The organism is Streptomyces rugosispiralis (assembly GCF_024505145.1).
Classification (GTDB): Bacteria; Actinomycetota; Actinomycetes; order Streptomycetales; family Streptomycetaceae; genus Streptomyces; species Streptomyces rugosispiralis.
Genome location: NZ_JANIAA010000006.1, coordinates 1 through 24,780 on the forward strand (window position 1 = coordinate 1; position 24,780 = coordinate 24,780).

21 protein-coding genes are annotated in these 24,780 nt (G+C 71.3%); 12 read left to right on the forward strand and 9 right to left on the reverse strand.

Going from position 1 to position 24,780, the window contains the following annotated elements; genetic code table 11:
• Nucleotides 1–603: 603 nt before the first annotated feature.
• The gene (locus NP777_RS12540) at nt 604–876 is read right to left on the reverse strand and encodes a hypothetical protein (RefSeq protein WP_256650215.1); all 273 of its coding nucleotides are present in this window, start codon (nt 874–876) and stop codon (nt 604–606) included.
• Nucleotides 877–1,025: 149 nt separating this feature from the next.
• Between NP777_RS12540 and NP777_RS12545 the strand changes: the two genes are divergently transcribed.
• The gene (locus NP777_RS12545; RefSeq protein WP_201852468.1) at nt 1,026–1,631 is read left to right on the forward strand and encodes an ArsR/SmtB family transcription factor; all 606 of its coding nucleotides are present in this window, start codon (nt 1,026–1,028) and stop codon (nt 1,629–1,631) included.
• 29 nt (nt 1,632–1,660) lie between these two features.
• Here the strand turns inward: NP777_RS12545 and NP777_RS12550 are convergent, their stop codons facing one another.
• Nucleotides 1,661–2,272 (reverse strand): DJ-1/PfpI family protein, encoded by a 612-nt coding sequence (locus NP777_RS12550; protein WP_256650216.1) that lies wholly within the window; start codon nt 2,270–2,272, stop codon nt 1,661–1,663.
• A 226-nt stretch (nt 2,273–2,498) separates the two neighbouring features.
• Between NP777_RS12550 and NP777_RS12555 the strand changes: the two genes are divergently transcribed.
• The 3 genes from NP777_RS12555 to NP777_RS12565 all read left to right on the forward strand — a co-directional run bounded on the left by NP777_RS12555 (nt 2,499) and on the right by NP777_RS12565 (nt 4,752).
• The gene (locus tag NP777_RS12555) at nt 2,499–3,284 is read left to right on the forward strand and encodes a GntR family transcriptional regulator (protein WP_256650217.1); all 786 of its coding nucleotides are present in this window, start codon (nt 2,499–2,501) and stop codon (nt 3,282–3,284) included.
• Nucleotides 3,285–3,286: 2 nt separating this feature from the next.
• On the forward strand, nt 3,287–4,045 hold the full coding sequence (locus NP777_RS12560; protein WP_256650218.1) for a glycosyltransferase family 2 protein: 759 nt from the start codon (nt 3,287–3,289) through the stop codon (nt 4,043–4,045).
• 92 nt (nt 4,046–4,137) lie between these two features.
• Nucleotides 4,138–4,752 carry a dihydrofolate reductase family protein gene (locus NP777_RS12565; protein WP_256650219.1) on the forward strand — a complete coding sequence of 205 codons (615 nt, stop codon included), beginning with the start codon at nt 4,138–4,140 and terminating at the stop codon, nt 4,750–4,752.
• Between the two features lie 21 nt (nt 4,753–4,773).
• Here NP777_RS12565 and NP777_RS12570 read toward each other — a convergent pair whose 3' ends face one another.
• From NP777_RS12570 to phoU, 4 genes are all read right to left on the reverse strand, one after another.
• Nucleotides 4,774–5,697, reverse strand: a complete 924-nt coding sequence (locus NP777_RS12570) for an FkbM family methyltransferase (RefSeq protein WP_256650220.1) — start codon at nt 5,695–5,697, stop codon at nt 4,774–4,776.
• Between the two features lie 340 nt (nt 5,698–6,037).
• Nucleotides 6,038–10,183, reverse strand: coding sequence for an nSTAND1 domain-containing NTPase (locus tag NP777_RS12575; protein ID WP_256650221.1), 4,146 nt, complete (start codon nt 10,181–10,183; stop codon nt 6,038–6,040).
• A 574-nt stretch (nt 10,184–10,757) separates the two neighbouring features.
• Complete coding sequence (locus tag NP777_RS12580; RefSeq protein ID WP_256650222.1) at nt 10,758–10,988, reverse strand: hypothetical protein; 231 nt, start codon at nt 10,986–10,988, stop codon at nt 10,758–10,760.
• 447 nt (nt 10,989–11,435) lie between these two features.
• Nucleotides 11,436–12,113, reverse strand: a complete 678-nt coding sequence (phoU, locus tag NP777_RS12585) for a phosphate signaling complex protein PhoU (RefSeq protein WP_256650223.1) — start codon at nt 12,111–12,113, stop codon at nt 11,436–11,438.
• 324 nt (nt 12,114–12,437) lie between these two features.
• Here phoU and NP777_RS12590 point away from each other — a divergent pair, with 324 nt between their 5' ends.
• Entirely contained in the window at nt 12,438–13,733 is a 1,296-nt protein-coding gene (locus NP777_RS12590) for a sensor histidine kinase (protein WP_256650224.1), read from the forward strand.
• Nucleotides 13,730–14,410 carry a response regulator transcription factor gene (locus NP777_RS12595; RefSeq protein WP_037960596.1) on the forward strand — a complete coding sequence of 227 codons (681 nt, stop codon included), beginning with the start codon at nt 13,730–13,732 and terminating at the stop codon, nt 14,408–14,410. Before NP777_RS12590 ends, NP777_RS12595 begins: the two co-directional genes overlap by 4 nt.
• Nucleotides 14,411–14,780: 370 nt before the next feature.
• On the opposite strand, the gene NP777_RS12605 is transcribed toward NP777_RS12595, so the two are convergent.
• Nucleotides 14,781–15,491 (reverse strand): DUF461 domain-containing protein, encoded by a 711-nt coding sequence (locus NP777_RS12605; protein WP_256650225.1) that lies wholly within the window; start codon nt 15,489–15,491, stop codon nt 14,781–14,783.
• Between the two features lie 644 nt (nt 15,492–16,135).
• On the opposite strand from NP777_RS12605, the gene NP777_RS12610 reads away from it, so the two are divergent.
• The 6 genes from NP777_RS12610 to NP777_RS12635 all read left to right on the forward strand — a co-directional run bounded on the left by NP777_RS12610 (nt 16,136) and on the right by NP777_RS12635 (nt 22,931).
• On the forward strand, nt 16,136–16,618 hold the full coding sequence (locus NP777_RS12610; protein ID WP_009716930.1) for a CarD family transcriptional regulator: 483 nt from the start codon (nt 16,136–16,138) through the stop codon (nt 16,616–16,618).
• Nucleotides 16,619–16,969: 351 nt separating this feature from the next.
• Nucleotides 16,970–17,764: a 2-C-methyl-D-erythritol 4-phosphate cytidylyltransferase gene (ispD, locus tag NP777_RS12615; protein ID WP_256650226.1), complete on the forward strand. Its 795-nt coding sequence runs from the start codon at nt 16,970–16,972 to the stop codon at nt 17,762–17,764.
• The gene (ispF, locus tag NP777_RS12620) at nt 17,754–18,245 is read left to right on the forward strand and encodes a 2-C-methyl-D-erythritol 2,4-cyclodiphosphate synthase (RefSeq protein ID WP_256650227.1); all 492 of its coding nucleotides are present in this window, start codon (nt 17,754–17,756) and stop codon (nt 18,243–18,245) included. Before ispD ends, ispF begins: the two co-directional genes overlap by 11 nt.
• Nucleotides 18,246–18,412: 167 nt before the next feature.
• Entirely contained in the window at nt 18,413–19,810 is a 1,398-nt protein-coding gene (gene cysS / locus NP777_RS12625) for a cysteine--tRNA ligase (protein ID WP_256650228.1), read from the forward strand.
• A 159-nt stretch (nt 19,811–19,969) separates the two neighbouring features.
• Nucleotides 19,970–20,920 (forward strand): 23S rRNA (guanosine(2251)-2'-O)-methyltransferase RlmB, encoded by a 951-nt coding sequence (rlmB, locus tag NP777_RS12630; protein ID WP_256650229.1) that lies wholly within the window; start codon nt 19,970–19,972, stop codon nt 20,918–20,920.
• A 268-nt stretch (nt 20,921–21,188) separates the two neighbouring features.
• Nucleotides 21,189–22,931 (forward strand): DoxX family protein, encoded by a 1,743-nt coding sequence (locus NP777_RS12635; RefSeq protein ID WP_256650230.1) that lies wholly within the window; start codon nt 21,189–21,191, stop codon nt 22,929–22,931.
• A 355-nt stretch (nt 22,932–23,286) separates the two neighbouring features.
• Here the strand turns inward: NP777_RS12635 and NP777_RS12640 are convergent, their stop codons facing one another.
• Both NP777_RS12640 and NP777_RS12645 read right to left on the reverse strand, forming a co-directional pair.
• Complete coding sequence (locus NP777_RS12640; RefSeq protein ID WP_256650231.1) at nt 23,287–24,087, reverse strand: nucleotidyltransferase family protein; 801 nt, start codon at nt 24,085–24,087, stop codon at nt 23,287–23,289.
• A gap of 96 nt (nt 24,088–24,183) precedes the next feature.
• The gene (locus tag NP777_RS12645) at nt 24,184–24,603 is read right to left on the reverse strand and encodes a hypothetical protein (RefSeq protein WP_256650232.1); all 420 of its coding nucleotides are present in this window, start codon (nt 24,601–24,603) and stop codon (nt 24,184–24,186) included.
• Between the last annotated feature and the right edge of the window lie 177 nt (nt 24,604–24,780).

The following is a 24,780-nucleotide window of genomic DNA, read 5'->3' on the forward strand; positions in this document are numbered from 1 at the left end:
TCCTGTACGGTGTCCCGCCCGGCCCGCTGTTCCGGGTACGGATCGAAGCAGCCGAGGAAGAGGTACGCATCGAAGTGCGCGACTCCGGCCCCGGCCGACCGGCGGCACAATCCCGCGCACGGACAGCGAGAACGGCCGCGGCCTGCTACTCGTAGGCGAACTCGCGGACGCCTGGGGCGACATCGAGCACACGGTCGGCAAGACGGTCTGGTTCACCGTCAAGGCAACGCAAGCCCAGGGGCGGGCCCAATGACGGTCCACTCCGAGACCAGCAGCAGCTCGGATCTCGACCGGCTCCACCGCGATGAGATCACCGTGGCGATGAACTGGGTCATCCGCACCTGCCAGGACATCATCCGCGACCACAGCCACAAGGCCTTCTGGGTCCCCACCGGAACAGCGACCGGCGCCACCCCGACCACGGAGGATTTGATCGAGTCGGCCCGCACCGACGTCCTCAGCAAGCTCAGGCGCCAAATCGATGGCACCGAGGCCATCATCGGCGACGCGGAACATGAACGCACCAGGCGCCGGGGGTGGGTTGCGCCCGCCCCACGCGTTCAAGGCGCCGCGCCATCGGCGCGGCGGTACAACTGCCACACATCAACGGCGGCGGGCGCCCAACAAGAAGGCGACGTCTATCGAGGCGATCGCGCCCCAGATCCAGCAGATCACCGTGACGTCCGCCGGGGCCAAGGCTGTGGTCAGTGCGCCCAGCCCGATCGTGCCCAGCACCACCTTGGTGTTGCGCTTCGTTGCGAGGGCTGTGCGTAGCGGTCCCGGTTCGGCAAGCCGGTCCGCCAGATAGGCGTCGAACGCTTCCGCGACTTGGTCGTCGATCTCGTCGCGTATCCGAGTATCCAGTGAGTTAGACATGGACAACCCCCTGTGTAAGGGCAAGCGGCATCACAGCCTGTGCGTCCGGCCCGCCTGTCCGCACCTTTGTCCTTACGCTAGCTATTGCAGAGGATTTCTGCAAACAACCTCTGCAACTCTGCAGAGACTCTCTGCAGTAGGGTTGCCGCATGGCTGAGCGTCCTGAGACACGGGTTCTCACCGGCCCGGACCTCAAGGCCTTCTACAAGGCGTTGTCCAACCCGGTGCGCCGAGACATCCTGAGCTATCTCGGCGAGCACGGCGAGGCGAACTCGACCAGCGTCGCCAAGGCGCTCGGCGAGAGCACCGGCACCACCAGCTACCACCTGCGCAAGCTCGCGGAACTCAACCTGATCGCCGAGATCGAGGAGAAGTCCAGCGGCCGTGAACGCTGGTGGAAGTCGCTGATGACGGACATCTTCACGCCTCCAGGGCTCGTTATGACGGCCGACGAACGGGAAGCGGCGGTGAAGATCGGCGCGCTCAAGATGACGCAAGATCTGAGTCTCGTCGTGAGTGCGTACACCGGCTATGACAACTCGGCAGGCTGGAACCAGATCCAGCGCTCCGGCCTGTGGATGACCAAGGATCAGGTGGCAGCGTTTGTCGAGGAGTACCAGACGCTGCTGCGCAAGTACGCGACCGAACCGGGGGATCGTCCTTCGGGCTCCCGCAACATGGCCGTCCGCCTTGTTGTGCTGCCCGACCAGGAGCGTCCCCAGCTCACATTGCCCCCTGAAGCGGACGACGACTAGCGCCGTCCGCCAATCAGCTGCGCAGGGTGTCAGCTCAGGGCGGCTTCCCCCGTGTGGACCGCTCGTAGGGCGCGCTCGACGGTCTCCTCGTTTTCGCCGACCGGGGCCACGTAGTCGAGGACGGCGCGGGCGGCGTCATCCCCGAGGGTGCGGGTGATGACCCAGGTGCCGAGGTACTGGGACGCCAGGCAGCCGCCCGCCGTGGCGATGTTGCCCTCGGCGTGGAAGGGGACGTCCAGGACGGTGACGCCGCTGGCTTCGACGAAGGGGCGGCTCTTGATGTCCGTGCAGGCGGGCATGTCGTCGAGCAGCCCTAGCTTGGCGAGGATCAGTGCGCCGGAGCACTGGGCGCCGATCAGCTGGTGTGACGGGTCGAGGGGGAGCCTGGAGATCAGGCGGTCGTCGGCGACGACGTCGCGTGTCTTCACGCCGCTGCCGATCAGTACGACGTCGGCTTCCGGCACGAACTCCATCGGGCGCTGGCCGGTGACCTCGACGCCGTTCATGGAGGTGATGACCGGCGTCGGCGTCGTGATGAACGCTTCCAGGCCGTCCTTTCGGCACCGGTTGATCAGCGCCGAGGCGATGAAGCTGTCGAGCTCGTTGAATCCGTCAAAGGTGACCACGGCTACCTGCTGCATGACATCTCCCTCGACCTTGACGACGGCAGGGTGGCTCAGCCTCTCAGGTGTGCTGTGGTCGGGGCGCGGGCCAATTGGTGGGTGGTGGCCCTTTTGGTGGCGGTCCTGTAGCAGTTCGGGCAGTCCGTGCAGTCCGGCCGGGCAGTCCGGGCAGTCCTTAAGACGTCTTTAGGACTTACGCTGAAAGTGTCCGCAGCGGCCGTACGACCGAGGACGGTGAGCATCCATGGCCAAGTACGAGCAGATCGCGGATGCCCTTCGCCAGAGCATCCGCGCAGGTCAGCTCGGACCCGGGGAGCGGCTTCCGGCCGAGGACAAGCTCGCGGCGCGGTATCGGACGAGCGTGCCGACGCTGCAGCGGGCGCTGTCGGAGCTGGTGGCCGAGGGGCTGATCGACAGGCGGCACGGGGTGGGGACGTTCGTACGGACTCCGCGCCGGCGGGTCGAGCGGAGCAACGAGCGGCACCAGTGGGAGAAGGACCGGGTCCGCCGGTCCAGGGCGGAGCGGCTGCGGACCGGGTCGACCGAGCACGACACTGGGCTGGAGGTCGGCGACCTCGCCTTTCACGCCGAGTACCGGGACGCGAAGGCCGACGCGGATCTGGCGTCGGTCTTCGGGGTCCCCGTGGGTACGCGGCTGCTGGAGCGGATCTACCGCACCAACTGCCGCGAGGAGGACGCGCCGTTCGCCCTGGTGCATTCGTATCTGGTGCATGACGTCGTGGCCGTCAATCCGGAGTTGCTCGACGCCGCCCATGAGCCCTGGCCCGGCGGCACCCAGAATCAGCTCTACACGATCGGCATCGAGCTGGACCGGATAGAGGAACGGATCACGGCTCGGCCGCCGACCGTGGAGGAGGCCGAAGGGCTCGGGCTCAAGAAGGGGGTTTCGGTGATCGTTCTCAGGAAGATCTGCACGGATATCGGCGGTCGGGTGGTCGAGGTCTCCGACGTGACCTTGTGCGGGGACCGTACGGAACTCGTCTTCACCACGCCCCTGAAGAGGTGGTGACCATGCCCAACACCATCACCGTCATCACCGCCGTCCACGCCCCGGGCGCCGTGCATCTGCCGGACGCCCACAAGTCGCTGCGCGAGCAGGAACTGCCGGACGGCTGGGACTGGCAGTGGGTGATCCAGGAGGACGGCGAGACCGACGCCGTACGTCCCTACGTCCCCGACGACGCCCGCGTCAGCTTCGGCCAGGGCCGGGCCGGCCGGGCCGCGATGGCGCGCACGATGGGGCTCGCCCGCGCCGAGGGCGCGTACATCAAGGTGCTGGACGCCGACGACATGCTCACCCCCGGCGCCCTCGCCCGCGACCTCCGCGCGCTCACCGACCACCCCGATCTCGGCTGGGCCACCTCCCGCGCCCTGGATCTGCTGCCGGACGGATCCACCGTCGGCTTCCAGGGCGATCCGCCGCAGGGGCCCATCGCCCGAGGCGCGGTCCTCGAATTCTGGCGGGCGAACGACCACCGCGCCCAGGTCCACCCCGCCACCCTCTTCGTACGCCGGGACCTGCTCCTCGCCCTCGGCGGCTGGATGGCCCTGCCCGCCTCCGAGGACACCGGCCTCCTCCTGGCTCTCAACGCGGTCAGCCGCGGCTGGTTCACCGCCGAGACCGGTCTGCTCTACCGCAAGTGGCCCGGCCAGGTCACCGGCCAGTCCGCCCACACCGACGCGGCCGAGCGCGCGGCACGCTTCGCGGTGGTCGAGGCGCGGGCCCGGGTTCTGGCCGCCATGGACGGCTGGCGCTACGAGGCACACTGAGAGCCCGCTCGGGTCGGCACCGATGAGTTTGCGCGGCCTCCCCGGTCTGAGAGGAGGAAGAGCTCACCGACCGCAGCCCACGGAGGGGCATCATGAGGAAGATCACCGCCAGCCTGTTCATCTCGCTCGACGGCGTCGTGGAGGCGCCCGACCAGTGGCACTTCCCCTACTTCAACGACGAGATGGGCGCCGCCGTCGACGCGGGCATCGGCGCGGCCGACACCCTTCTCATCGGCCGCAAGACCTACGACAGCTTCGCCGGAGCCTGGCCGGACCGCGAGGCGGCGGGCGGTGAGGACGCCCACTTCGCCAAGAAGCTCGGCGACGCCCGCAAGATCGTCCTGTCGCGCCAGAACCTCAGCTTCACCTGGCGGAACACCGAGCAGCTCAAGGGCGACTTCGCCGAGGCCGTCACCGCGCTGAAGAACGAACCGGGCGGGGACATCGCCCTCAGCGGCTCGGTCTCGGTCGTCCGGCAGCTCATGGCGCACGGCCTGCTGGACGAGCTGCACCTGCTGGTCCACCCGATCGCTGTGCGCAAGGGCATGCGGCTGTTCGACGAGGCCGAGACCACGATCCCGCTGAAGCTGCTCTCCTCCGCCACCTTCAGCACCGGTGTGCTGTACCTCGTCTACGCCCCGGCCGAGTCCACCACCGACGCCACCTACGATGACGCCAGGACCCACCTGCCCCAGGACGGCCAGTAGCCGCCTCCCGGACGGCCACTCTCAAGGCAGCGTCTCCGCGTCGACCCGCGAGAAGACCAGGTCGCTTTCCTCCGTGACCGGCGCCCGCCAGCGGATCGGAACCTCCGGCGGGCGCCGCAGGGCGGCCGGGTAGCTGCCCGCCGCGTAGTCGTTGGGCAGGCGGTAGACGTGGAAGCCGTGGTCCTTGAGCGCGGTCAGCAGGTCCTCGACGGAGTCGCCCAGGTCGGCCATGCGCTGGGGGGTGACCTCGACGGTCAGCTCGGCGTCGGGGCGCAGCTTGTCGAGGAGGGGGACGAGGCCGCGCACCACGCTGCCCTCCGCCCCCTCCACGTCGATCTTGATGACCCTGGCGTTGGCGATCTCGTCCTCGGTGAGGAGGCCGGGCAGCGGCTGGGCCGCGATCTCGAAGGTGGACTCGGCGGGGCCGTCGTAGGGGACGACGCTGTTGGCGCCCATGTTGCGGGAGCTGGCGAGGATGAAGGTCAGCAGCTCGTGGCGGTCGGAGACGGCCGCGTTGAGGGCGCGGATGTTGGTGCAGTCGTTGCGCCGGGCATGGCGCTGGAGGAGCTGGTGGAAGGTCGGCGAGGCCTCGATCGCGACCGCCGTCCCGCTGCGCCCGATGAGGCGGGAGGCGAGGACGCTGTAGTAGCCGATGTTGGCCCCGACGTCCACGAAGACGTCCCCGGGCTTCAGCCGGCGCTGGAGCCACCGCGTCATATGGGGCTCCCAGACGCCGAAGAGGTAGAGGTACCGCTGGATGAGGTCCTGGGTGTCGACGGCGAAAGTGGCGCCGAAGCGCGTACGGGCCAGGCGGTGCAGGGGGCGGTCCCGCAGGGCGGCGTTGAGATGGCGCTCGACCAGGGCCCGCTTGCCCGCGCTCCAGGGCGCGTGACGGACGTACTCGCGGCCGAGGTCGAGAGCGGCCTGGTCGAGCCTGCGGATCACGGGGTCTCCAGGTGGGGGAGGCGTCTTCTGGCGGTGCGTGCGGTCTCGTCCGGTGTCGCCGCACCGGTGCCCAGTGTCCCCCGGACATCCCCCGGACATGCCCGCGGACATGCCCGCGGACATGCCCCCGGTCATGCTTCGGAGCCCGCGGACATGCCCCCGGGGCCCCCGGTCGTGCCCGCCGGGGCCCGGACATGGAAGCGCCCGACCGCTGGCGACGGGGGATGCACCAGCGGTCGGGCTGTACCTAAGAGTAACGCGGCCGCCGGGGTGGCGAAGCCGACTCCTCCCTTGCGGTGAGAAGTTGTGACCGCGATCACGCAACGTTCGCGCAACGTCGCTACCGACCGCACGGGGGCGCGTACGAGAGCCGGGAGAGGTATTCATCCCACTTCTCCGGGGTCAGCACACCTCGCGTCATCGAGCAGATGCGACGCACCGCCTCGTCCACGTCCAGGCTCCACAGCCGGACCGTGTCCGCGCCGCTGGACACCCCGAGCATCCGGCTGTGCGGGCTGAACGACAGGAAATTCCCGGTCTTGGCGTTGGGGCTCAGCGACTGGCCGATGGACGTGGCCTTGGACGGGACGGTGACGTCCCACAGCCGGACCGCGTTGTCGTTGCCGCCGCTCGCGAGCGTGTTGCCGTCCTGGCTGAAGGTCAGCGACACGATCGCGTCGGTGTGGCCGGTGAGCGGGGACCGCAGCCGGGTCACCCTGCCCGGGTCGGTGACGTCCCAGAGCCGGACCGTGTTGTCGTCGCTGCCGCTGGCCAGCGTATGGCCGTCCGGGGTGAAGACGAGCGCGTTGACGGGTCCGAGGTGGCCCGTGACCGGCCCGCCCCGCGGGGTGGCGTGGCGCGGGTCGGTCACCTTCCACATCCGGATGGTGTTGTCCGCGCTGCCGCTGGCCAGCGTGCGGCCGTCCGGGCTGAAGACGAGCGCGTTGACGTAGCCCCGGTGGCCGGTGAGCGGTTTGCCGAGCCGGCGGACATGCGACGGGTCGCCGACGTCCCACAGCTGGATGGTGTTGTCGCTGTACGCCGTCGCCATCATGCGCCCGTCCGGCGTGAAGCCCAGCGCGCCCGCGAACCGGGTCCGCAGGGGGAGGGGCGGCTTGTACGGGACGGGACGGGTCGGATCGGTGACGTTCCACAGCCGCACCTGGCGGTTTCCGGTCATCATCGCGAGGGTGTGGCCGTCCGGGGTGAACGTCAGCTCCCGCACCGAGCCCTCCCCGGGGGCGAACGGCTCGCCCAGCGGCACCGGCCGGTTGGGATCGTCCACGTTCCACAGCCGGACCTTCTCGTCGCGCCCGGCCGTGGCGAGCACCCGCCCGTCCGGGCGGAACACCCCCATCCGGCCGACCATGTCCGACGTCGGGATCGTCCACAGCCGGACCGTGTTGTCGCCGCTCCCGGTGGCGAGGGTCCGCCCGTCGGGGCTGAAGCCCAGGGCGTACATCTCGCCGCTGCTCCCCGCGAGCGGCTCGCCGACCTGCGACGGATACGCCGGATCGCTGACGTTCCACAGGCTCGCCGTGCTGTCCTGGCTGGCGACGGCGAGCATGGAGCCGTCCGGGCTGAAGGACACCGACCAGATGGGGCCGATGTGGCCGGTGAGCGGCGAGCCCAGCGGCTCCGCGCGACGCGGATCGCCGACGTCCCACAGCCGGACGGTGTCGTCCGCGCTGCCGCTGGCGAGGGTCCGGCCGTCCGGGCTGAACGCCACCGAGTGGATCAGGTCCTTGTGGCCGGTCAGCGTCTTGCCGATCCGCTTCGGACGGCGCGGCTCTGCCATGTTCCACAGCCTGATCGATCCATCGTCGCCAGCGGCCGCGAGCGTCCGCCCGTCGGGGCTGAACGCCACGGAGCGCACGGCGGCGGTGGCGCCGGTCAGCGCGCCGATCGCCTTCGGCCGGCCCGGCCGCCGCATGTCCCACAGGCGCACCACGCGATTCTCCGTGGCGGTGGCCAGCGTGCGCCCGTCCGGGCTGAAGGCGAGCAGATAGATCGTGCCGTCGTGGTGGGAGAGGGGCGCGCCGAGCGGGCGCGGATGGCGGGGGTCCCGCACGTCCCACAGGCGGATCGTGCCGTCGTCGCCCGTGCTGGCGAGGGTGTGGCCGTCCGGGCTGAAGACCGCGCTGCTCACCCAGCTCGTATGGCCGGTGAGGGGCTTGCCCAGCGGTTTGGGGCGGGTCCGGTCCCGCACGTCCCACAGCCGGACGGTCCGGTCGTAGCTTGCGGTGGCCAGCAGTCGCCCGTTCGGGCTGAACGAGGTGAGGTAGACGGCGCCGGTGTGGCCGTGCAGCGGTGTGGCCAGCGGCGCGTTCACCACCGACAGCAGCCGGTTCCGGGTGGCCTCGTCGTGCGGCCGCAAGTCGTGCGCCACCAGGGCGAGCTGGGCGGACAGCGACGGATCCGTGTTCTGGAAGCGATCGGCCTCGGTGGCCACCTGCTCGAACACCGCGTCGTCCCGCTGCTGCCACGCGACCACCGCCGTACCGGCGGCCAGCACCGCCAGCACGACCAGGGCCGACACCGCGCCCCGGCGGAGCCACACCGTGCGCTTGCGCAGCCGGACCGAAGCGGCCAGGAACTCCACCGCGCTACGGGTCAGATAGGTGCCGCCGGCGGTCTTCGCCCAGGTGTGGGCCTGCTCCAGCCGGGAGCCCCGGTAGAGCAGGGACGAGTCGCGGTTCGAGCCCTCCCAGGACCGGCCGTCCTCCTCCAGCCGCTGGCGCACCAGATGGTCGTTGCGGTCCTCGTCGATCCAGTCGCGCAGCCGTGGCCAGGCGTGGAGCAGCGCCTCATGGGTGATCTCCACGGTCTCGGCGTCGAGCGTCACCAGGCGGGCGCGGACCAGCGTTTCGAGTGATTCCTGGGTCTTGCCCGGGTCCGTCGACTCCCTCGCGAGCTGGTGCCGCGTCCCCCGCCTGCGGGTGGCCTGGGTGTCCTCGCCCAGCCGGACCAGCCGGAGGAGCAGCAGCCGCGCGGCCGTGCGCGCCTCGGAGTCGAGGCTGGACCAGGCCCGTTCGGCGGTCGCCGCCACCGCCCCCTGGATGCCGCCCGCCGCGCGGTAACCGGCCAGCGTCAGCCGTCCGCCCTTCCGCCGCTGCCAGGTGGCGAGCAGGGCGTGCGAGAGGAGCGGCAGTACGCCCGCGTCATGCGTGCCGCGCGGGCCGTCGGCGCTCACCTCCCGGACGATCAGCTCCGCGAGCCCCGGTTCGAGCTCCAGGCCCACGGCCTTGGCCGGGCCGGTCACCGCCTCGCGCAACTCGGCGGTGGTCAGCGGCCCGAGCACCATGTGCCGGTGCTGGAGCGCGTCGGCCAGTTCGGGGTAGCCCAGGCACAGCTCGTAGAAGTCGGCGCGGATGCCGAGGACGACGAGCACCGGGGGCGGCTCGCCGGGGCCGGCGGGGGTGCAGGCGGCGTGGAGGAGCTGGATGAAGGCGCGCCGGCCGGCCTCGTCGGAGCCGAGCGTGAACGCCTCCTCGAACTGGTCCACGATCACGACGGGGCGGGGGCCGGAGGACGACGACGTCTCGCGGTCCGCCCATGCGGTGACGGCCTCGCGGGCCGCTTGGGCGAATTGCGGGGTGCCGGGTTCGGCGGCCGGTTCGGGTGTGGCCGGTTCGCGGGCGGCCGGATCGTTCGCTGCCGGTTTGCCTGTCGTCGGCGCGTCTGCTGGTGGGCCGTCAGCGGCCTGGCCGTCCGGGTCCGTTTCCGGTTCGTCCGCCGCCGACTCGTCCGCCATGGGGACCACGCGGCCGAGTTCGGGGATGTGGCGGGCCAGCTCCGCGAGCGGGTCGCCGCCCGGCACGAGTTGCAGTACGCCCCTCGCCCGGCCGTCCCCGTCCCCGTCGCCCGGCGCCCCGGTGCGCAACGCGGGCACCAAACCGGCGTTCAGCAGCGAGGACTTCCCCGCCCCCGAGGCGCCCACGAGCACGACCAGGCCGCCCGTCCTCTCCGCCGCGTGCAACTGGGTGACGAGGGCGTCCGTGCTCCGCTCCCGGCCGAAGAACCACCGGGCGTCCTGCCGGCGGTACGAGGCCAGGCCCCGGTACGGGCATACGCCGCCGGGGACCGCCGGGCCCTCGGCCGGGGGCCCTTCCTCCTCTTCCGCGGCGGGCGCGGGGCGGTCGCCGACCGGGTCGGCCAGCGCACGCTCCCACAGCCGCTGCCAGCGGGCCATGTCGTACAGGCCCGGGGACACCGGAACGGGCCGCGACCGCCGCGCGTCGGGTATCAGGACGTGCAGGACGGCCGCGAGGGCGGCGAACTGGGCGGGTACGTTCTTTGCTCGCCGCCAGTCGCTGATCCGCTGGGCGGAGACCCGTACGGGACGCCCCCGCTCGTCGGTTCGCTGGAGCCGGACGACCGCCTCTGCCACGCTCTTGAGGGGAGGGTTGCCGGCCTCCCTGTACAACAGCGCGAGGCGTTCCGCGAAGGCTATGCGTGCCCCCGAGTCGGAACTCAAGGTCTCCACTCCTTACTTCCCCCGCGCTGGTCATCCGGACCGGAAAACTCACTTTATATGGCTGACCAGCGACGAAACCGGCAGCGCGAGACCGGAACCTCCTCGGTGGGAGGCGCAGCTGGCAGGATCATGACGCGATAGCGCAGCCACTACGAGCCGTCCAGCCAGGCCATCAGCTCAGCGCACGGAGAGACAACCCATGGCACCGCATGTTCTCGGTCAGCTTTCGCCGCGGTCACGAGATGGCGGTCACGGGCGCGTCGCGTGAGCCCCGGAGATCCGTGAAGCCGCTCCCGTCGGGGACGGCGGTCGGGTCGACCACGGATCCGGCCCCCTGATCCGCACCGGTACGGCGCGGATCGGTACCGCTCCAGCGTTCGGCACCGGTCCCCACGAGGGGAGGGACCGGCGCCGGACGTTGTGGCGGTTCGCCGTCTCCGCTACGTCGGCCGGGCGGGTGCGTCAGCCGGGCGAGTGCGTCGGCTGAGCGCGTGCGTCAGCCGGGCGGGTACGTCGGCCGGGCGCGTACGTCAGCCGGGCGCGTTACGTCAGCCGGGCGGGTGCGTACGCGGGGCGGCGTGCGTCATCTGGGCGCGGCGGGCCAGTCGTCGGGGCCGCCGCCGTTCCATTCGATCAGCTCGGGGTTGTCGAGGGGCGCGTCCTCTTCCGCCACACCCGCGCGGTGCAGGAGCCGCCGGAGCTCGTCCGGGCTCACCACCACTCCGACGTCGGCGCCGTCGATCAGCACACGGCGGCGGCCGTCCAGCGGTTCGTCCACCACGACGCGAGGCGGGGCCGGGGTCTTGTCCTCCATAGGACCAGGCTCGCCGCTTACGGCGCCGACCGCACCTCGGGCGGGACGTCCCGATGAACGGGGGTGCCGACGAAACCGTGGCCTACGCGCGAGGGCCCGGGACCGATGATCGGTCCCAGACCCTCTGTCATACGGGTGTCATACGGGTGTCATACGGTTCGTATCGGTCGCGCCGGTCAGCCGCAGTTGCCGCCGCACTGGCACGAGCCGCCGGACTGACAGCCGCAGCCGCAGCCCGAGCCGCAGCCGCATGCGCCGACGGGTTGGGTCGGAGCGGGTTCGGGCTTCGAGAGGTCCGCCATGCGTCTCCTCCTCCGGAGAGGTGTCACGTCACCTGTGCTCATGGTGCCGACGACCCGGCGGCCGAGCGCAGGGGCGCGTCGACGGCGCTTCGATGCACACCGCCGCGGACGCTCACGCCCCGTCGCCGCTCGCGCCCCTCGACGGTCACGCCCCCTCGACGTCCCCCTGCTGCGATATCTCGTCGGCGTGCTCGCCGGTGACCAGGTAGACCACGCGCTTGGCGACCGAGACCGCGTGGTCCGCGAACCGCTCGTAGTAGCGGCCCAGCAGCGTGACGTCCACGGCCGTCTCGATGCCGTGCTTCCAGCGGTCGTCCATCAGGTGCTGGAAGAGGGTGCGGTGCAGCAGGTCCATCGCGTCGTCGTCCTGCTCCAGCTGGAGCGCGAGGTCGACGTCCTTGGTGATGATGACCTCGGCGGCCTTCGCCATCAGCCGCTGGGCGAGCTGGCCCATCTCCAGGATCGTGGCGTGCAGATCGTGCGGCACGGCCGAGTCCGGGAAGCGGAGCCGGGCCAGCTTGGCGACGTGCTGCGCCAGGTCGCCGGAGCGCTCCAGGTCGGCGCTCATCCGCAGGCTGGTCACCACGATCCGCAGATCGGTGGCGACCGGCTGCTGCCGGGCGAGCAGGGCTATCGCCCGTCCCTCCAGATCCCGCTGCAGATCATCGACCTTCTCGTCGGCGGCGATGACGCTCTCGGCGAGCTTGAGGTCCGCGTCGAGAATGGCAGTGGTGGCACGGCCGATGGCCGAACCGACGAGCCGGGCCATGTCGACCAGGCCGTCCCCGATCGAATCGAGCTCCTCGTGGTACGCGTCCCGCATCACTGACCTCTTTCACTGACTCTCGGTGACGATCTTTGACAGGCTCTGACAGTTTTCCTGGCAGTCCTCCGTGGCTCATGCCCCGGGGCCCCACACTTCCACGCTCCGGCCGAAACGCGTCCGCTTCCGGCATCGGGCGTTAATCACACCTGATGCACAGGTGAACTCTCGGCAACGCGGCCCAGGCCGCCCCGTGTGGCACCCGCTCGACGAAACGTCCGGAGTGAACCGATACCGACTCCTCGGTGAACTCTCGGCAACGTATGACCGAGGGGATCGTCACGGGGCTGTGGAGGGGTCTCGCCGCCCGCATAACCTGGACGCATGAACGTGAACGCGGCGATCGCCGCAGTGGCGGCGCTCGCCGGGTTGTGCACCGGCGTCATCGCCATGCTGGCGTTCCGCTGGAGCGAGCGTGAACAGGCGAAGCCTACGCGCTCCTCGCTGCATACCGACGCCGTGTTGCCGCCCGGCGTGGACACAGTGCTCTCGGTACTGCGTTCCTCGGCCGTCGTCCTCGACGAAGCGGACGCCGTCGTCAAGGCGAGTTCGGCCGCGTACGCGCTGGGCCTGGTGCGCGGCGGCAAGCTGGCGGTCGAACCGATGCTGGCGATGGCCCGCGACACCCGGCGGGACGGCGAGATCCGGCAGATCGAGCTCGATCTGCCGCGCCGTGGCACCGGCCGGGGCGGCGACGCGCTCGCGGTCTCCGCCAGAGTGGCCCCGCTGGGCTCCCGGCTGGTCCTGCTGCTCGTGGAGGACCTCACCGAGGCCCGCCGGATCGAGGCCGTACGACGCGACTTCGTCGCCAACGTCAGCCATGAGCTAAAGACCCCGGTCGGCGCGCTGTCCCTGCTGTCCGAGGCCGTGATGGACGCGTCCGACGACCCGGAGGCGGTCACCCGCTTCGCCGGGCGGATGCAGGTCGAGGCCACCCGCCTGACCAGCCTGGTCCAGGAGCTCATCGACCTCTCCCGGGTGCAGAACGACGACCCGCTGGAGGACGCCGAGCCGGTCCGGGTGGACGAACTCGTCGCCGAGGCCATCGACCGGTGCCGTCACCAGGCGGGTACCAAACAGATCACGATGGCCACGGGCGGCACCGCCGAGCTGCACGTCTGGGGCAACCGAGGCCAGCTGGCCGCCGCACTCGGCAATCTCGTCGAGAACGCGGTCAACTACAGCCCGGCCCGCACCCGCGTCGGCATCGCCGCCCGCCGCATCCCCGCGACCGGCGGCGACCTGATCGAGATCGCCGTGACCGACCAGGGCATAGGCATCTCCGAGAAGGACCGCGAGCGGATCTTCGAGCGCTTCTACCGAGTCGACCCCGCCCGCTCGCGGCAGACCGGCGGAACCGGGCTCGGGCTCGCCATCGTCAAGCATGTGGCCGCCTCGCACGGCGGGGAGGTCACCGTGTGGAGCGCCGAGGGACAGGGCTCCACCTTCACCCTGAGACTCCCGGAAGCCGGTGCGGCGCGGGACCGGGATCGCTCGCGGAGCGAGACGCGCGAGTCGAGCGAGTCGTACGACACCGGAGACCTCGATGGCGAGGACCACGGTCGGCCGTACGAGACCTTCACCAATGAACCACTCTCAGCCCCGGAGGTCCTTCCGTGACCCGAGTTCTGGTCGTCGAGGACGAGGAATCGTTCAGCGACGCGCTGTCGTACATGCTTCGCAAGGAGGGCTTCGAGGTCGCGATCGCGACGACGGGCCCCGAGGGGCTCGATGAGTTCGAGCGGAACGGCGCCGACCTGGTGCTGCTCGACCTGATGCTGCCGGGCCTGCCCGGTACGGAGGTCTGCCGCCAGCTGCGCGGCCGGTCCAACGTCCCGGTGATCATGGTGACCGCCAAGGACAGCGAGATCGACAAGGTGGTCGGGCTGGAAATAGGCGCCGACGACTATGTGACCAAGCCCTTCTCCTCGCGTGAGCTGGTCGCCCGGATCAGAGCCGTGCTGCGCCGCCGCGGCGAGCCGGAGGAGGTCACCCCGGCCGCCCTGGAGGCCGGACCGGTGCGGATGGACGTCGACCGGCACGTGGTCACGGTCGGCGGCGGCAAGGTGGACCTCCCGCTCAAGGAGTTCGACCTGCTGGAGATGCTGCTCCGCAACGCGGGCCGGGTGCTGACCCGGATGCAGCTGATCGACCGCGTCTGGGGCGCGGACTACGTGGGCGACACCAAGACCCTCGACGTCCACGTCAAGCGCCTCCGGGCCAAGATCGAGCCGGATCCGGGTGCGCCTCGGTACCTGGTGACGGTGCGGGGTCTGGGCTACAAGTTCGAGCCGTAAAACCGGGCCTGAGCCCCGGACCGCCGGACGGAGTCCGGCACAGCGTGCCGAAGCCCGTGAGGCCCGCCAGGGCCGAGCGGTGCGAGGGGCGCACGCGGAAGGGGGGGCTCGAGCCGGATCCGGGTGCGCCTCGGTACCTGGTGACGGTGCGGGGTCTGGGCTACAAGTTCGAGCCGTAAAACCGGCCCGGTCGAGCCGTACGGCCTCGTCGAGCAGTAAGTCGAGCAGTAAGTCGAGCCGTGGACAGACCGGCTCGGACGAGCCGGAAACAGACCGGCTCATGCGCGAGGGCGGCCCTGGAAAGGTCCAGGGCCGCCCTCGCGCATGTCCGGGCGGGTCTCAGGGACCCGCGGAGACCCGCGGACGGGTCTCAGTGACCGCCGCCGTTCGGGGTGGGTTCACCGGAGGCGATGCCGTTCGGGGCGCCGCCGCTCTCCTCGCCGCCGGGCTGGCCGCTCGCCGTGCCGGACGGAGTGCCACTGGGCTTACCACTGGCGGTGCCAGTGGGCGTGCCACTCGGCTTGCCGCTGGGCGTCGCCGAGCCCGAGGGCTTGACGGCCGGCAGCTCGGACGGGCCCCAGCCCTTGAAGTAGCTCTTCGCCGGGACCACGAACGCGGTGATCGGGATGTTGCCGGTCGAGCTGAGGTCGAAGACGACCCGCTGCGCGTCGCCGTCCCGGGTGGCCTCGCGCCCGTCGCTGATGACGGCGGAGGCGTTGCCCTCGCCGCCGAAGGCCACCGAGCCGCCGTGCGGGACCACGACCGCACCCTTGCTGCCCTTGGCCGGGGACAGCTTCACCCGGGCGCTGGTGCCGGGGAGGGTGATGGCCTTGACGGTCTGGTCGTTCTTGCCGTTGTTGAAGATCCGGCCGGTGACGACGGCCGGGCCCTTGGCCGTGCGGTCCGGCTGGGTCACCACGGTGGCGTTCTGGATCTTGATGTCCCCGACGGACGTCGCGGCGTTGTCGGGCTTGACCTCCAGCGTCTGCGCGTCGTTCCCGGCTCCGCAGGCGGAGAGCGGGGCGACCGAGACCACGATGGCGGCTGCGGCGAGGGCGCCGCGTCGAAGGCTGCTGCTCACGGCGGCGGCATCTCCTAGGACGAGGTAAAGGTTGGATCAGCGCGCTTAGATTACCGATCCGCCCTCTTCGGCCCGCACCCGACCCGCCCCAAGGCGATCGGCCCCCGGGGCGGCACGCCCGTACGCTGCCGGTTCGGCCGTGGTTCCGGTGTGGTTCCGCCGTGGTTCGGACATGGTTCCGGCGCGCTTCCCGCATGCGTTACGCCGTCCGTACCGCGCCGTGCCGAAGTCCCGAATATCGGCTCGACCGGCCGCGCGGGAGATTATCGGTAAGGAATCCATGCATGTGCGAGAATTGATCACAGACTTGATCCGCTCTGTGTGATCAACTCTGTGATCAATTCGCGAATCGGGGCCGGGTCCCTCGCTCCTGATCCGAACGGAGTAGCGGAAGTCCATCGACTGGACTCCGGCAAAACGGGACGTACGACCACTCGTCCGGGCTTCTTCCGGCACGTAACGGGCGGGTTTCCGGGTGCCCGGACAGCGGCTCCCACCTGCGAATACCCGGTTCCGCGGGCCTCGCGCAGCACGTTCCTGCCGCACTTGTCAAGCCCCGAGATATGCCCTGACCTGCGAAAACGCCATTCAGAAGAAGGCGTTCCCGTGTTACCCTGGATAGCCACGGAAGGGGTACCTGTCACATGACGTTCAAGGTTGGCGACACCGTGGTCTATCCCCATCACGGGGCCGCGCTGATCGAGGCCATCGAAACTCGCCAGATCAAAGGCGTGGACAAGACCTACTTGGTGCTGAAGGTCGCCCAGGGTGACCTGACGGTTCGCGTGCCGGCGGACAATGCGGAGTTTGTCGGTGTGCGTGATGTGGTCGGCCAGGACGGGCTGGACCGGGTCTTCGAGGTGCTGCGCGCACCGTATGCGGAAGAACCGACGAACTGGTCCCGTCGCTACAAGGCAAATCTCGAGAAGCTCGCCTCCGGCGATGTGATCAAGGTTGCCGAGGTCGTGCGTGACCTGTGGCGCCGAGAGCGTGAGCGCGGACTCTCCGCCGGTGAGAAGCGCATGCTCGCCAAGGCCCGCCAGATCCTGGTGAGCGAGCTCGCCCTCGCCGAGAGCACCAACGAAGACAAGGCCGAGGCCCTGCTTGACGAGGTTCTCGCGTCCTGACAAATCAATGCCGTGGTGCCCGAGTGACTCAGACGTGAATTCCCGCTAAATCGTCTGTCGCCGGGCGCTGCGGCATGCGTACACACCGGACGTCGTTGATCCCCTGAGCGATCTCCTTTGATCCCCCGAGCGATCTCCGAGCGAGCGATCTCTGAGACCCTGGTCATCGAGACCCTGGTCATCGCATCTGGTGCCGATGCGCCACCGCGCGCACGGTGCGCGGTGTTGGTGTGCCGGGCCCGGGCAGCTGGCTCGACCAGTCGTCACGGAAGGGGCCGGTCGGGGCATCGCGCCCGGCACGCTGTGGCCATACCCATTTCGGCTGAGGAAGCAAACCTGAACGCCAACTCAATGTCCGCAACACCGGATCACGGCGGCTCCGGCGCGTCCGGGCGAACCGCCCGCACCGCCGCCGTGATCCCCGCCGCGGGCCGCGGAGTGCGGCTGGGTCCGGGCGCCCCCAAGGCGCTGCGCCCGCTGAGCGGCACGCCCATGCTCGTGCACGCGGTACGGGCGATGGCCGGATCCCGCTCCGTCTCCCTCGTCGTCGTGGTCGCCCCGCCGGACGGCGCCGACGAGGTGCGGCGGCTGCTGGACGCGTATCCGCTGAGCGGCAGCCTCGGCGACACCACCGAAGTGGTGGTCGTGCCCGGTGGTGAGACCCGCCAGGAGTCGGTGCGCAAGGGGCTGGCCGCCGTCCCCGAGACCGTCACCACCGTGCTGGTGCACGACGCGGCGCGGCCGCTGGTGCCCGTGGACACGGTGGACGCGGTCGTCGCCGCCGTACGGGACGGGGCGCCCGCCGTCGTCCCGGCGCTGCCGCTGGCCGACACCGTGAAGCAGGTCGAACCGCGTACCGGGGAGCGGGCCGGCGAGCCCGAGCCGGTGGTCGGCACCCCCGAGCGCGCCCTGCTGCGCGCCGTCCAGACCCCGCAGGGCTTCGACCGCGCCACGCTCGTGGCCGCCCACGAGAAGATCGCCCTGGAGGGCGAGGGCGCCACGGACGACGCGGGCATGGTGGAGCGGCTCGGCGTCGGGGTCGTGGTCGTCCCCGGCCACGAGGAGGCGTTCAAGGTGACCCGGCCGCTGGACCTGGTGCTGGCCGAGGCGGTCCTGGCCCGCAGGAGGGCGAACGATGGCTTCTGACGCGGCGATGCTCCCGCTGGTGGGCGTCGGCACGGATGTGCACGCCTTCGAGAAGGGCCGTGAGCTGTGGTGCGCCGGGCTGCTGTGGGAGGGCGAGGAGTACGGACTCGCCGGGCACTCCGACGGCGATGTGGCCGCGCACGCCGCTTGTGACGCGCTGTTCTCCGCCGCCGGGCTCGGCGATCTCGGCGCCCATTTCGGCACCGACCGCCCCGAGTGGTCCGGCGCGGCCGGCACCACGCTGCTCGCCGAGGCCGCCAGGATCGTCCGGGACGCGGGCTTCGAGATCGGCAATGTGGCGATCCAGGTGATCGGCGTACGCCCGAAGATCGGCAAACGGCGCGAAGAGGCGACGAAGGCGCTGACGGCGGCCGTGGGCGCCCCCGTCTCGGTGTCCGGTACGACCACGGACGGGCTGGGCCTGACCGGCCGTGCCGAGGGGCTCGCGGCGATCGCGACGGCGCTGGTGTTCCGGCGGTAGACCGGGAGTAGAGGCGACCGGGTGGTCCGGGCGGTAGGGACGACCGGCAGTCCGCGGGGGGTACGCGGGCGTGTCCGGAGTATCACCCGCGTCCCGAGTGTCACGCTTCTGTGTCCCCGTGCGGGAAGGGGCACGGGGCACCGTTCACTTCCCACTACCCTTGACGCGTGACTATTCGCCTGTACGACACCAGCGCTCGGCAGATCCGTGACTTCACCCCGCTCAAGCCGGGCTGCGTCTCGATCTACCTGTGCGGCGCGACCGTGCAGGCCGCCCCGCACATCGGGCACATCAGGTCGGGGCTGAACTTCGACATCATGCGCCGCTGGTTCGCTCACCGCGGCTATGACGTGACGTTCATCCGCAATGTCACGGACATCGACGACAAGATCATCGCCAAGTCGGCGGAGCAGAAGCGCCCCTGGTGGGCGATCGGCTACGAGAACGAGCGCGCCTTCAACCAGGCGTACGACATCCTCGGCTGCCTGCCCGTGACCTATGAGCCGCGCGCGACCGGTCATGTCCCCGAGATGATCGAGATGATGCGGGAGCTGATCGACCGGGGTCATGCGTATGCCGCCGAGGGCAATGTCTACTTCGACGTGCGCTCGTTCCCCGAGTATCTGAGGCTCTCCAACCAGGATCTGGACGGTTTGCGCCAGCCCTCGGGCGAGGGCGAGACCGGTAAGCGCGACCCACGCGATTTCGCCATGTGGAAGGCGGCGAAGCCGGGGGAGCCCAGCTGGGAGACCCCGTGGGGACGCGGCCGCCCTGGCTGGCATCTGGAGTGCTCGGCGATGGCGCACAAGTACCTCGGGCGCGCCTTCGACATCCACGGCGGCGGCGTCGACCTGATCTTCCCGCACCATGAGAACGAGATCGCGCAGGCCAAGGCGTTCGGCGACGACTTCGCCGCCTACTGGGCGCACAACGCCTGGGTGACCATGAGCGGCGAGAAGATGAGCAAGTCGCTCGGGAACTCGGTGCTGGTCTCCGAGATGGTCAAGCGCTGGCGTCCGATCGTGCTCCGCTACTACCTGGGCACCCCGCACTACCGGTCCATGATCGAGTACAGCGAGGAGGCCCTGCGCGAGGCCGAGTCGGCGTTCGCGCGGATCGAGGGCTTCGTCCAGCGCGTGGTCGAGAAGGCCGGGAACGTGGAGCCCGCCACCGAGGTGCCGCCCGCCTTCGCCGAGGCGATGGACGACGACCTCGGGGTGCCGCAGGCGCTCGCGGTCGTCCACACCACCGTCCGCCAGGGGAACTCCGCCCTGACCGCCGACGACAAGGAGGCGGCCGTCGCCCGGCTCGCCGAGGTGCGGGCCATGCTGGGCGTGCTCGGCCTCGATCCGCTCGATGAGCACTGGGCGGGCGGATCGGATCGCGGTGAGGATCTGCACGGCGTGGTCGATTCCCTCGTCCGGCTGGTCCTGGAGCAGCGGCAGGCCGCGCGGGCCCGTAAGGACTACGCGACGGCGGACGCGATCCGCGATCAGCTCCAGCAGTCGGGTCTGGTGATCGAGGACACCCCGTCCGGGCCGCGCTGGGAGCTGGGCACCCGCTGACCTCGCTTTTTGTGCCGCCCGCCGCGTCGGGCGGCACACTTGTGACCGTACATACGACCGTACGAGCACGAACGTACGACCGTGGACGTGTGTGACGTTCGACGTTTTCCGTTGCCGTTTGCCGAGCAGCGCTGAGCAGTGAAGAGACAGGTGACATTCATGGCCGGCAACAGCCAGCGCAGGAACCGCCGTACCAGCAACAAGAAGGGCGCGACGGTCGGCAGTGGCGGCAAGCGGCGCCGCTCCCTCGAGGGCAAGGGGCCCACCCCGCCCGCCGAGATGCGCAAGGGGCACGCCAAGCAGCGGATGGCCAACGCCCGCGCCCGCCAGGCCGCCAAGCGCCCCGTCCCGCGGCGCGGCGGCAAGGGCACGAACGAGCTGGTGGTGGGCCGCAACCCGGTGGTCGAGGCGCTGCGCGAGGGCGTTCCGGCGAACACGCTGTATGTGCAGCAGTTCATCGACAGCGACGACCGGGTGCGCGAGGCGCTGAAGATCGCGGCCGACCGCGGCGGCATCCACCTCATGGAGGCGCCCAAGGCCGAGCTGGACCGGATGACGAACGGCCTGAACCACCAGGGCCTGGTGCTCCAGGTCCCGCCGTACGAGTACGCCCACCCCGAGGACCTGAGCGCGGCCGCCTTCGACGAGGGCGAGGACCCGCTGATCGTCGCCCTCGACGGCGTCACGGATCCGCGCAACCTGGGCGCGGTGGTCCGTTCGGTGTCCGCCTTCGGCGGCCACGGTGTGGTCGTGCCGGAGCGGCGCGCGGCCGGGATGACCGCGGGCGCCTGGAAGACCTCCGCGGGCACCGCCGCCCGCACCCCGGTCGCCCGCGCGACCAACCTCACCCGGACCCTGGAGGCCTACCAGAAGGCGGGCCTGACGGTGGTCGGGCTGGCGGCGGACGGCGATGTCGAGCTGCAGGACCTCGAGGTGCTGGACGGCCCGGTCGTGATCGTCGTCGGCAGCGAGGGCAAGGGGCTGTCGCGGCTGGTGGGCGAGACCTGCGATCTGCGGGTGCGGATTCCGATGCCGGGCGGCGCGGAGTCGCTGAACGCGGGCGTGGCGGCGGGCGTCGTGCTGTACGAGGCGGCGCGGCGCCGGGCCTGACCCTGGTGTGGGCGGCGCGGCGCCGGGCCTGACCCTGGTGTGGGCGGCGCGGCGCCGGGCGTGAGCTTGGTTGGGCGGTGCGGCGCCGGGCGTGACCCTGCTGGTGTGGGCGGTACCGCCGTCGGGCGTCCCCGGAGTGAGCGGTACCGCCGCCGGGCGTGCCTCTGGCCGATGATCTTGACGGGCCTCGGACAGATCGGGACGTCCCCGGCAGTGTCTTTCCCGTCCGTCACTCGGTTAGTTGGGCGTGGAGACCAGAAAAGCCCGCATGCCTTCGCCCCTGGCGGGACGCGCGGGGGGATTCGACGACGAACCACAGCTGACCATGGCCAAGGTGCCATGCGATCCTGCGCAGGTCGCCGTCAATGCCCCGAGCTTCCGGGTGCAGCTCAGCGTCCCGGTCGTCAGCGACACGCTGACGGACACGGCCCGGCTCGCCCGCGTCCCGGCGCCCGGCCGGCGTCGGCCGCCCGTGGTGTGGAGCGGCCGCACCCGCCCCGGCGGGGACACCGCGGCGACCCGGCTGCTGCAGGCCGTGCGGTACTCCTCCGAGGGTCTGACCGACAGTCTGTCCGATGGCCTGAAAGATGGTTTGGGCCGTTCCAGAAAGGGCGAGGGCGCCGAGGACGTGGGCGCCACGCAGGTGCTGCCGAGGATCGCCTTCGACGACGACACGGCGCCCACCGTCATCGGCCCCCGCAACCCGCGTACGGAGTCCGTGCCCCGGTCGTCCGGCGGGCGGCGGCGTCCGGGCGCGGACGGCCCGGCCGAGGCGGGCGGGGCGCGCGGAGCGGGCGGGGCGAGCGCGGTGGCCAGGGCGGCCGGGGCGGAGCGGCGCGGCGCGTCCTCCGGACGGCCGGGCGCCCTCGACGGCGAGCGGGACGCGTCGCGGCGCGCCGCGGTGCCGCGCCCGCGCCGCCACTCCGAATCCGTACGCCACGCCTACTACCCCGGGCGCCGGATGAACCTCGGCGTCGTGCTGCTCCCGCTGCGCATCTTCCTCGGCTTCATCTCCATCTACGGCGGGATGGGCAAGCTCTCCGACCCCGTCTACTTCGACGGCGGCGAGCGCGGCTCGATGGTCACCTGGCTGCGCAGGCTGCACCCCTGGCCGATCGCCGAGCCGCTGCGCGACCTGGCGCTGGCGCATCCGGTGGGCGCCGGGCTGACCGTGGCGTTCCTGCAGATCGTGGTCGGGGTGCTCACCGTGCTCGGGCTGTGGCAGCGGCTGGCCGCCTCGTTCGGCGCGCTGCTGTCCGCCGCGCTGATCGTCACCGTGAGCTGGCGTACGGTGCCGGTCTACGACGCGCCCGACATCATCTACCTCGCCGCCTGGAGCCCGCTGATCATCGCGGGCGCGCCGGTCTACTCGGTGGACGGCCGCCTCGCGGGCGAGGCGTGGCGGCGGCTCGGCCCCCGGGCCGAACTGTGGGAGCTGCGGCGCCGGGTGCTGCGCCGCGGCGGCGTGATGGCGATGGTGGTCGCCGGGCTGACGCTGCTGGTGGGCTCGATGCTGGGCGCCGCCGTACGGTCCTCGGAGGTCGTGAAGGCGCCGGAGCCGAGCGATCTGCCGACGAACAACCTGCCCGGCTCGCCGCTGCCCAGCAAGCCCGCGGAGAGCCCGCGCGGCGGGCAGCGCGGGACGGTGGGCACGGGCGGCCGTTCGCCGGGCGCGCTGTCGCCGCGCGAGCGGCTGTCGCACCGCCCCGAGCCGTCCGCCTCGGACTCCTCGGCGTCGACGTCCTCGTCCGGGGGGCCGAGCGCGACGGATTCGGCGTCCGGCACGTCCGGCCGCCCCAGCGGCGCGTCCCGGGCCCACTCGGGCCTGGGCACCACCCCCCGCTCCCCGCGCCACCCCCTCGCCCCGACGGCGCCGGGCCCGACCTCGCTGGGCGGCGCCGGCGGTGGCCTCTCCGCGGGTGGTCCGGAGGGCGGCCCCCCGGAGGACAACGCATACAACTACAGCGACCCAGCCGCCGAGGAAGCCGCCCTCGGCGGCCTCCTCGGCTGAACCACGCCCCCGCTCCCGCGCCCCGCGCCAGGGCGCCCACCAACGCCCACGACGGCGCCGGGCCCAGACGTGTGCGGCGGTTGTTTCCGCTCCCCGCCCCTTCCCGCCCCTCCCCGGCACCTGACGGCATGCGGCTCCGCCGCGTGCGGGGCTTCGCCCCAGACCCCGTACCCCAGGGCCAAAACCCCTGCCACGCGGCGAAGCCGCATACCGATACCGCGGTAAGGAACGGGCCGGGGAAGACCGTCGGCCCCGCCGCGGGCGCTGTCGGGATGGGCTCCGACGCCGAGTCCGCAGCCCGGCACCGCCCGCGGCGGACGCTGACCCGCGCCCACCCCTGCCCGTGCCGTGAGGCTCAGTCGTGTGGCACAGGCGTCGTGTCGAAGGGGCCGTGGCCGTGGGGTGGGGGGCCGGCGGCCAGTTCCTTGGCGGCCTCGGTCAGGTCCTTGGCCGTGTCGATGGCCCGCCAGTACGCGCCCTGGGGCAGCGGAAAGCCTGCCAGCCGGCGTTCCCGCGCCAGGCGCGGGAAGGTGGTGCGCTCGTGGTCGCCCCGGTCGGGCAGCAGCGCGGTGAAGGCGGCGGAGAAGACGTAGACGCCCGCGTTGATGAGGTACGGCGAGGGCGGCGACTCGATGAAGTCCAGGACGTGGCCGAACTCATTGGTCTCCACCGCCCCCCACGGAATGCGCGGCCGGGCGAGGGCGAGCGTGGCGGTCGCGCCGCGCTCGTCATGGAAGTCCGCCATGTCGCGGAGCGAGAAGCGGGTCCAGATGTCGCCGTTGGTGGCGTACCAGGGCTGGTCGGGCTCCGGAAGCCGGGCGGCGGCGAACTTCAGGCCGCCGCCGCGCCCCAGCGGCTCCTTCTCGACGACGGTCCGCACCCGCAGCGGCAGATCCGCCGCCTCGAGCCAGTCCTGGAGAACGGCGGCGAGGTGGCCGCAGGAGACCACGGCGTCGGTGACGCCCTCGGCGGCCAGCCAGGCCAGTTGGTGGCCGATGATCGGAGTCCCGGTGCCCGGGATCTCGACCATCGGCTTGGGGCGGTCGTCGGTGTACGGACGCAGCCGTGAGCCCTGGCCTCCGGCCAGGACGACGGCCTGTGTGGGGCGTGCGGTCTGGTGGTGATGCCCGAGCCTGCGCTCGTCGTCATCGCTCATGAACCGCACCATATGCGGTGCGGGGACCGCCGCAGGGGGAGCCGGAGCGGGAACAGGGGCGGGAAGGAAGGGCCCGGCGGTACGGCGGGGGTGCGGTCAGCGGTACGCCTGGGTGGTCCCGGACGCGAACGAGGTGTCGCAGACGGGCCGTGCGTACGCCTGGGCGCGGCTCACACCGCCGTACTTGGCGACCGCGGCGCGCCCGAGCGCTCGGGCGATGGAGGCGCAGTGCTTGGCCAGCGAGGGCCGTTCGGCCGTCGCCACCTGGAGGTGGGTGAGCGCCACGGAGGGGTTCTTCTCCTGGAGCTCGGCGAGCAGCCGGTCGCGCAGCAGCTCATGCGGCGCCCGGTGGGCGGCATGGGTGGACGCCCGGTCGGAGGAGGCGGTGAGGATCTGCGACTCGGCGCTCGGCGAGGCCCAGGGGACGCGGGTGACCGCGAGGGTGCCGGAGAGGACGAGCACGACGGGGAGGACGAGGGCGAGCGTTCTGCCGATGCGGCGGGCTGCGTGGTTCACGGGGTGGTTCCTCGCGGGTGGGTGGTACCGGGTGGGTGGTACGGAACTGCGTACGCGCTGATCGTAGCGAGGAGCGACGATTTGGCGACATTCCGTCACCGGGGCGGGTGATGGAAACCCACTCCTGGCGTTCGGAGGGTTGACGCTCGGGGGCGAAATGCTCGAAATGTCGGGGAA

Excerpts from the sequence above, each read along its gene's own strand:
- NP777_RS12540 (WP_256650215.1), bottom strand. The coding sequence starts at position 876 with ATGTCTAACTCACTGGATACTCGGATACGCGACGAGATCGACGACCAA.
- NP777_RS12545 (WP_201852468.1), top strand. The coding sequence starts at position 1,026 with ATGGCTGAGCGTCCTGAGACACGGGTTCTCACCGGCCCGGACCTCAAG.
- NP777_RS12550 (WP_256650216.1), bottom strand. The coding sequence starts at position 2,272 with ATGCAGCAGGTAGCCGTGGTCACCTTTGACGGATTCAACGAGCTCGAC.
- NP777_RS12555 (WP_256650217.1), top strand. The coding sequence starts at position 2,499 with ATGGCCAAGTACGAGCAGATCGCGGATGCCCTTCGCCAGAGCATCCGC.
- NP777_RS12560 (WP_256650218.1), top strand. The coding sequence starts at position 3,287 with ATGCCCAACACCATCACCGTCATCACCGCCGTCCACGCCCCGGGCGCC.
- NP777_RS12565 (WP_256650219.1), top strand. The coding sequence starts at position 4,138 with ATGAGGAAGATCACCGCCAGCCTGTTCATCTCGCTCGACGGCGTCGTG.
- NP777_RS12580 (WP_256650222.1), bottom strand. The coding sequence starts at position 10,988 with ATGGAGGACAAGACCCCGGCCCCGCCTCGCGTCGTGGTGGACGAACCG.
- phoU (WP_256650223.1), bottom strand. The coding sequence starts at position 12,113 with ATGCGGGACGCGTACCACGAGGAGCTCGATTCGATCGGGGACGGCCTG.
- NP777_RS12590 (WP_256650224.1), top strand. The coding sequence starts at position 12,438 with ATGAACGTGAACGCGGCGATCGCCGCAGTGGCGGCGCTCGCCGGGTTG.
- NP777_RS12610 (WP_009716930.1), top strand. The coding sequence starts at position 16,136 with ATGACGTTCAAGGTTGGCGACACCGTGGTCTATCCCCATCACGGGGCC.
- ispD (WP_256650226.1), top strand. The coding sequence starts at position 16,970 with ATGTCCGCAACACCGGATCACGGCGGCTCCGGCGCGTCCGGGCGAACC.
- ispF (WP_256650227.1), top strand. The coding sequence starts at position 17,754 with ATGGCTTCTGACGCGGCGATGCTCCCGCTGGTGGGCGTCGGCACGGAT.
- rlmB (WP_256650229.1), top strand. The coding sequence starts at position 19,970 with ATGGCCGGCAACAGCCAGCGCAGGAACCGCCGTACCAGCAACAAGAAG.
- NP777_RS12635 (WP_256650230.1), top strand. The coding sequence starts at position 21,189 with ATGCCTTCGCCCCTGGCGGGACGCGCGGGGGGATTCGACGACGAACCA.
- NP777_RS12640 (WP_256650231.1), bottom strand. The coding sequence starts at position 24,087 with ATGAGCGATGACGACGAGCGCAGGCTCGGGCATCACCACCAGACCGCA.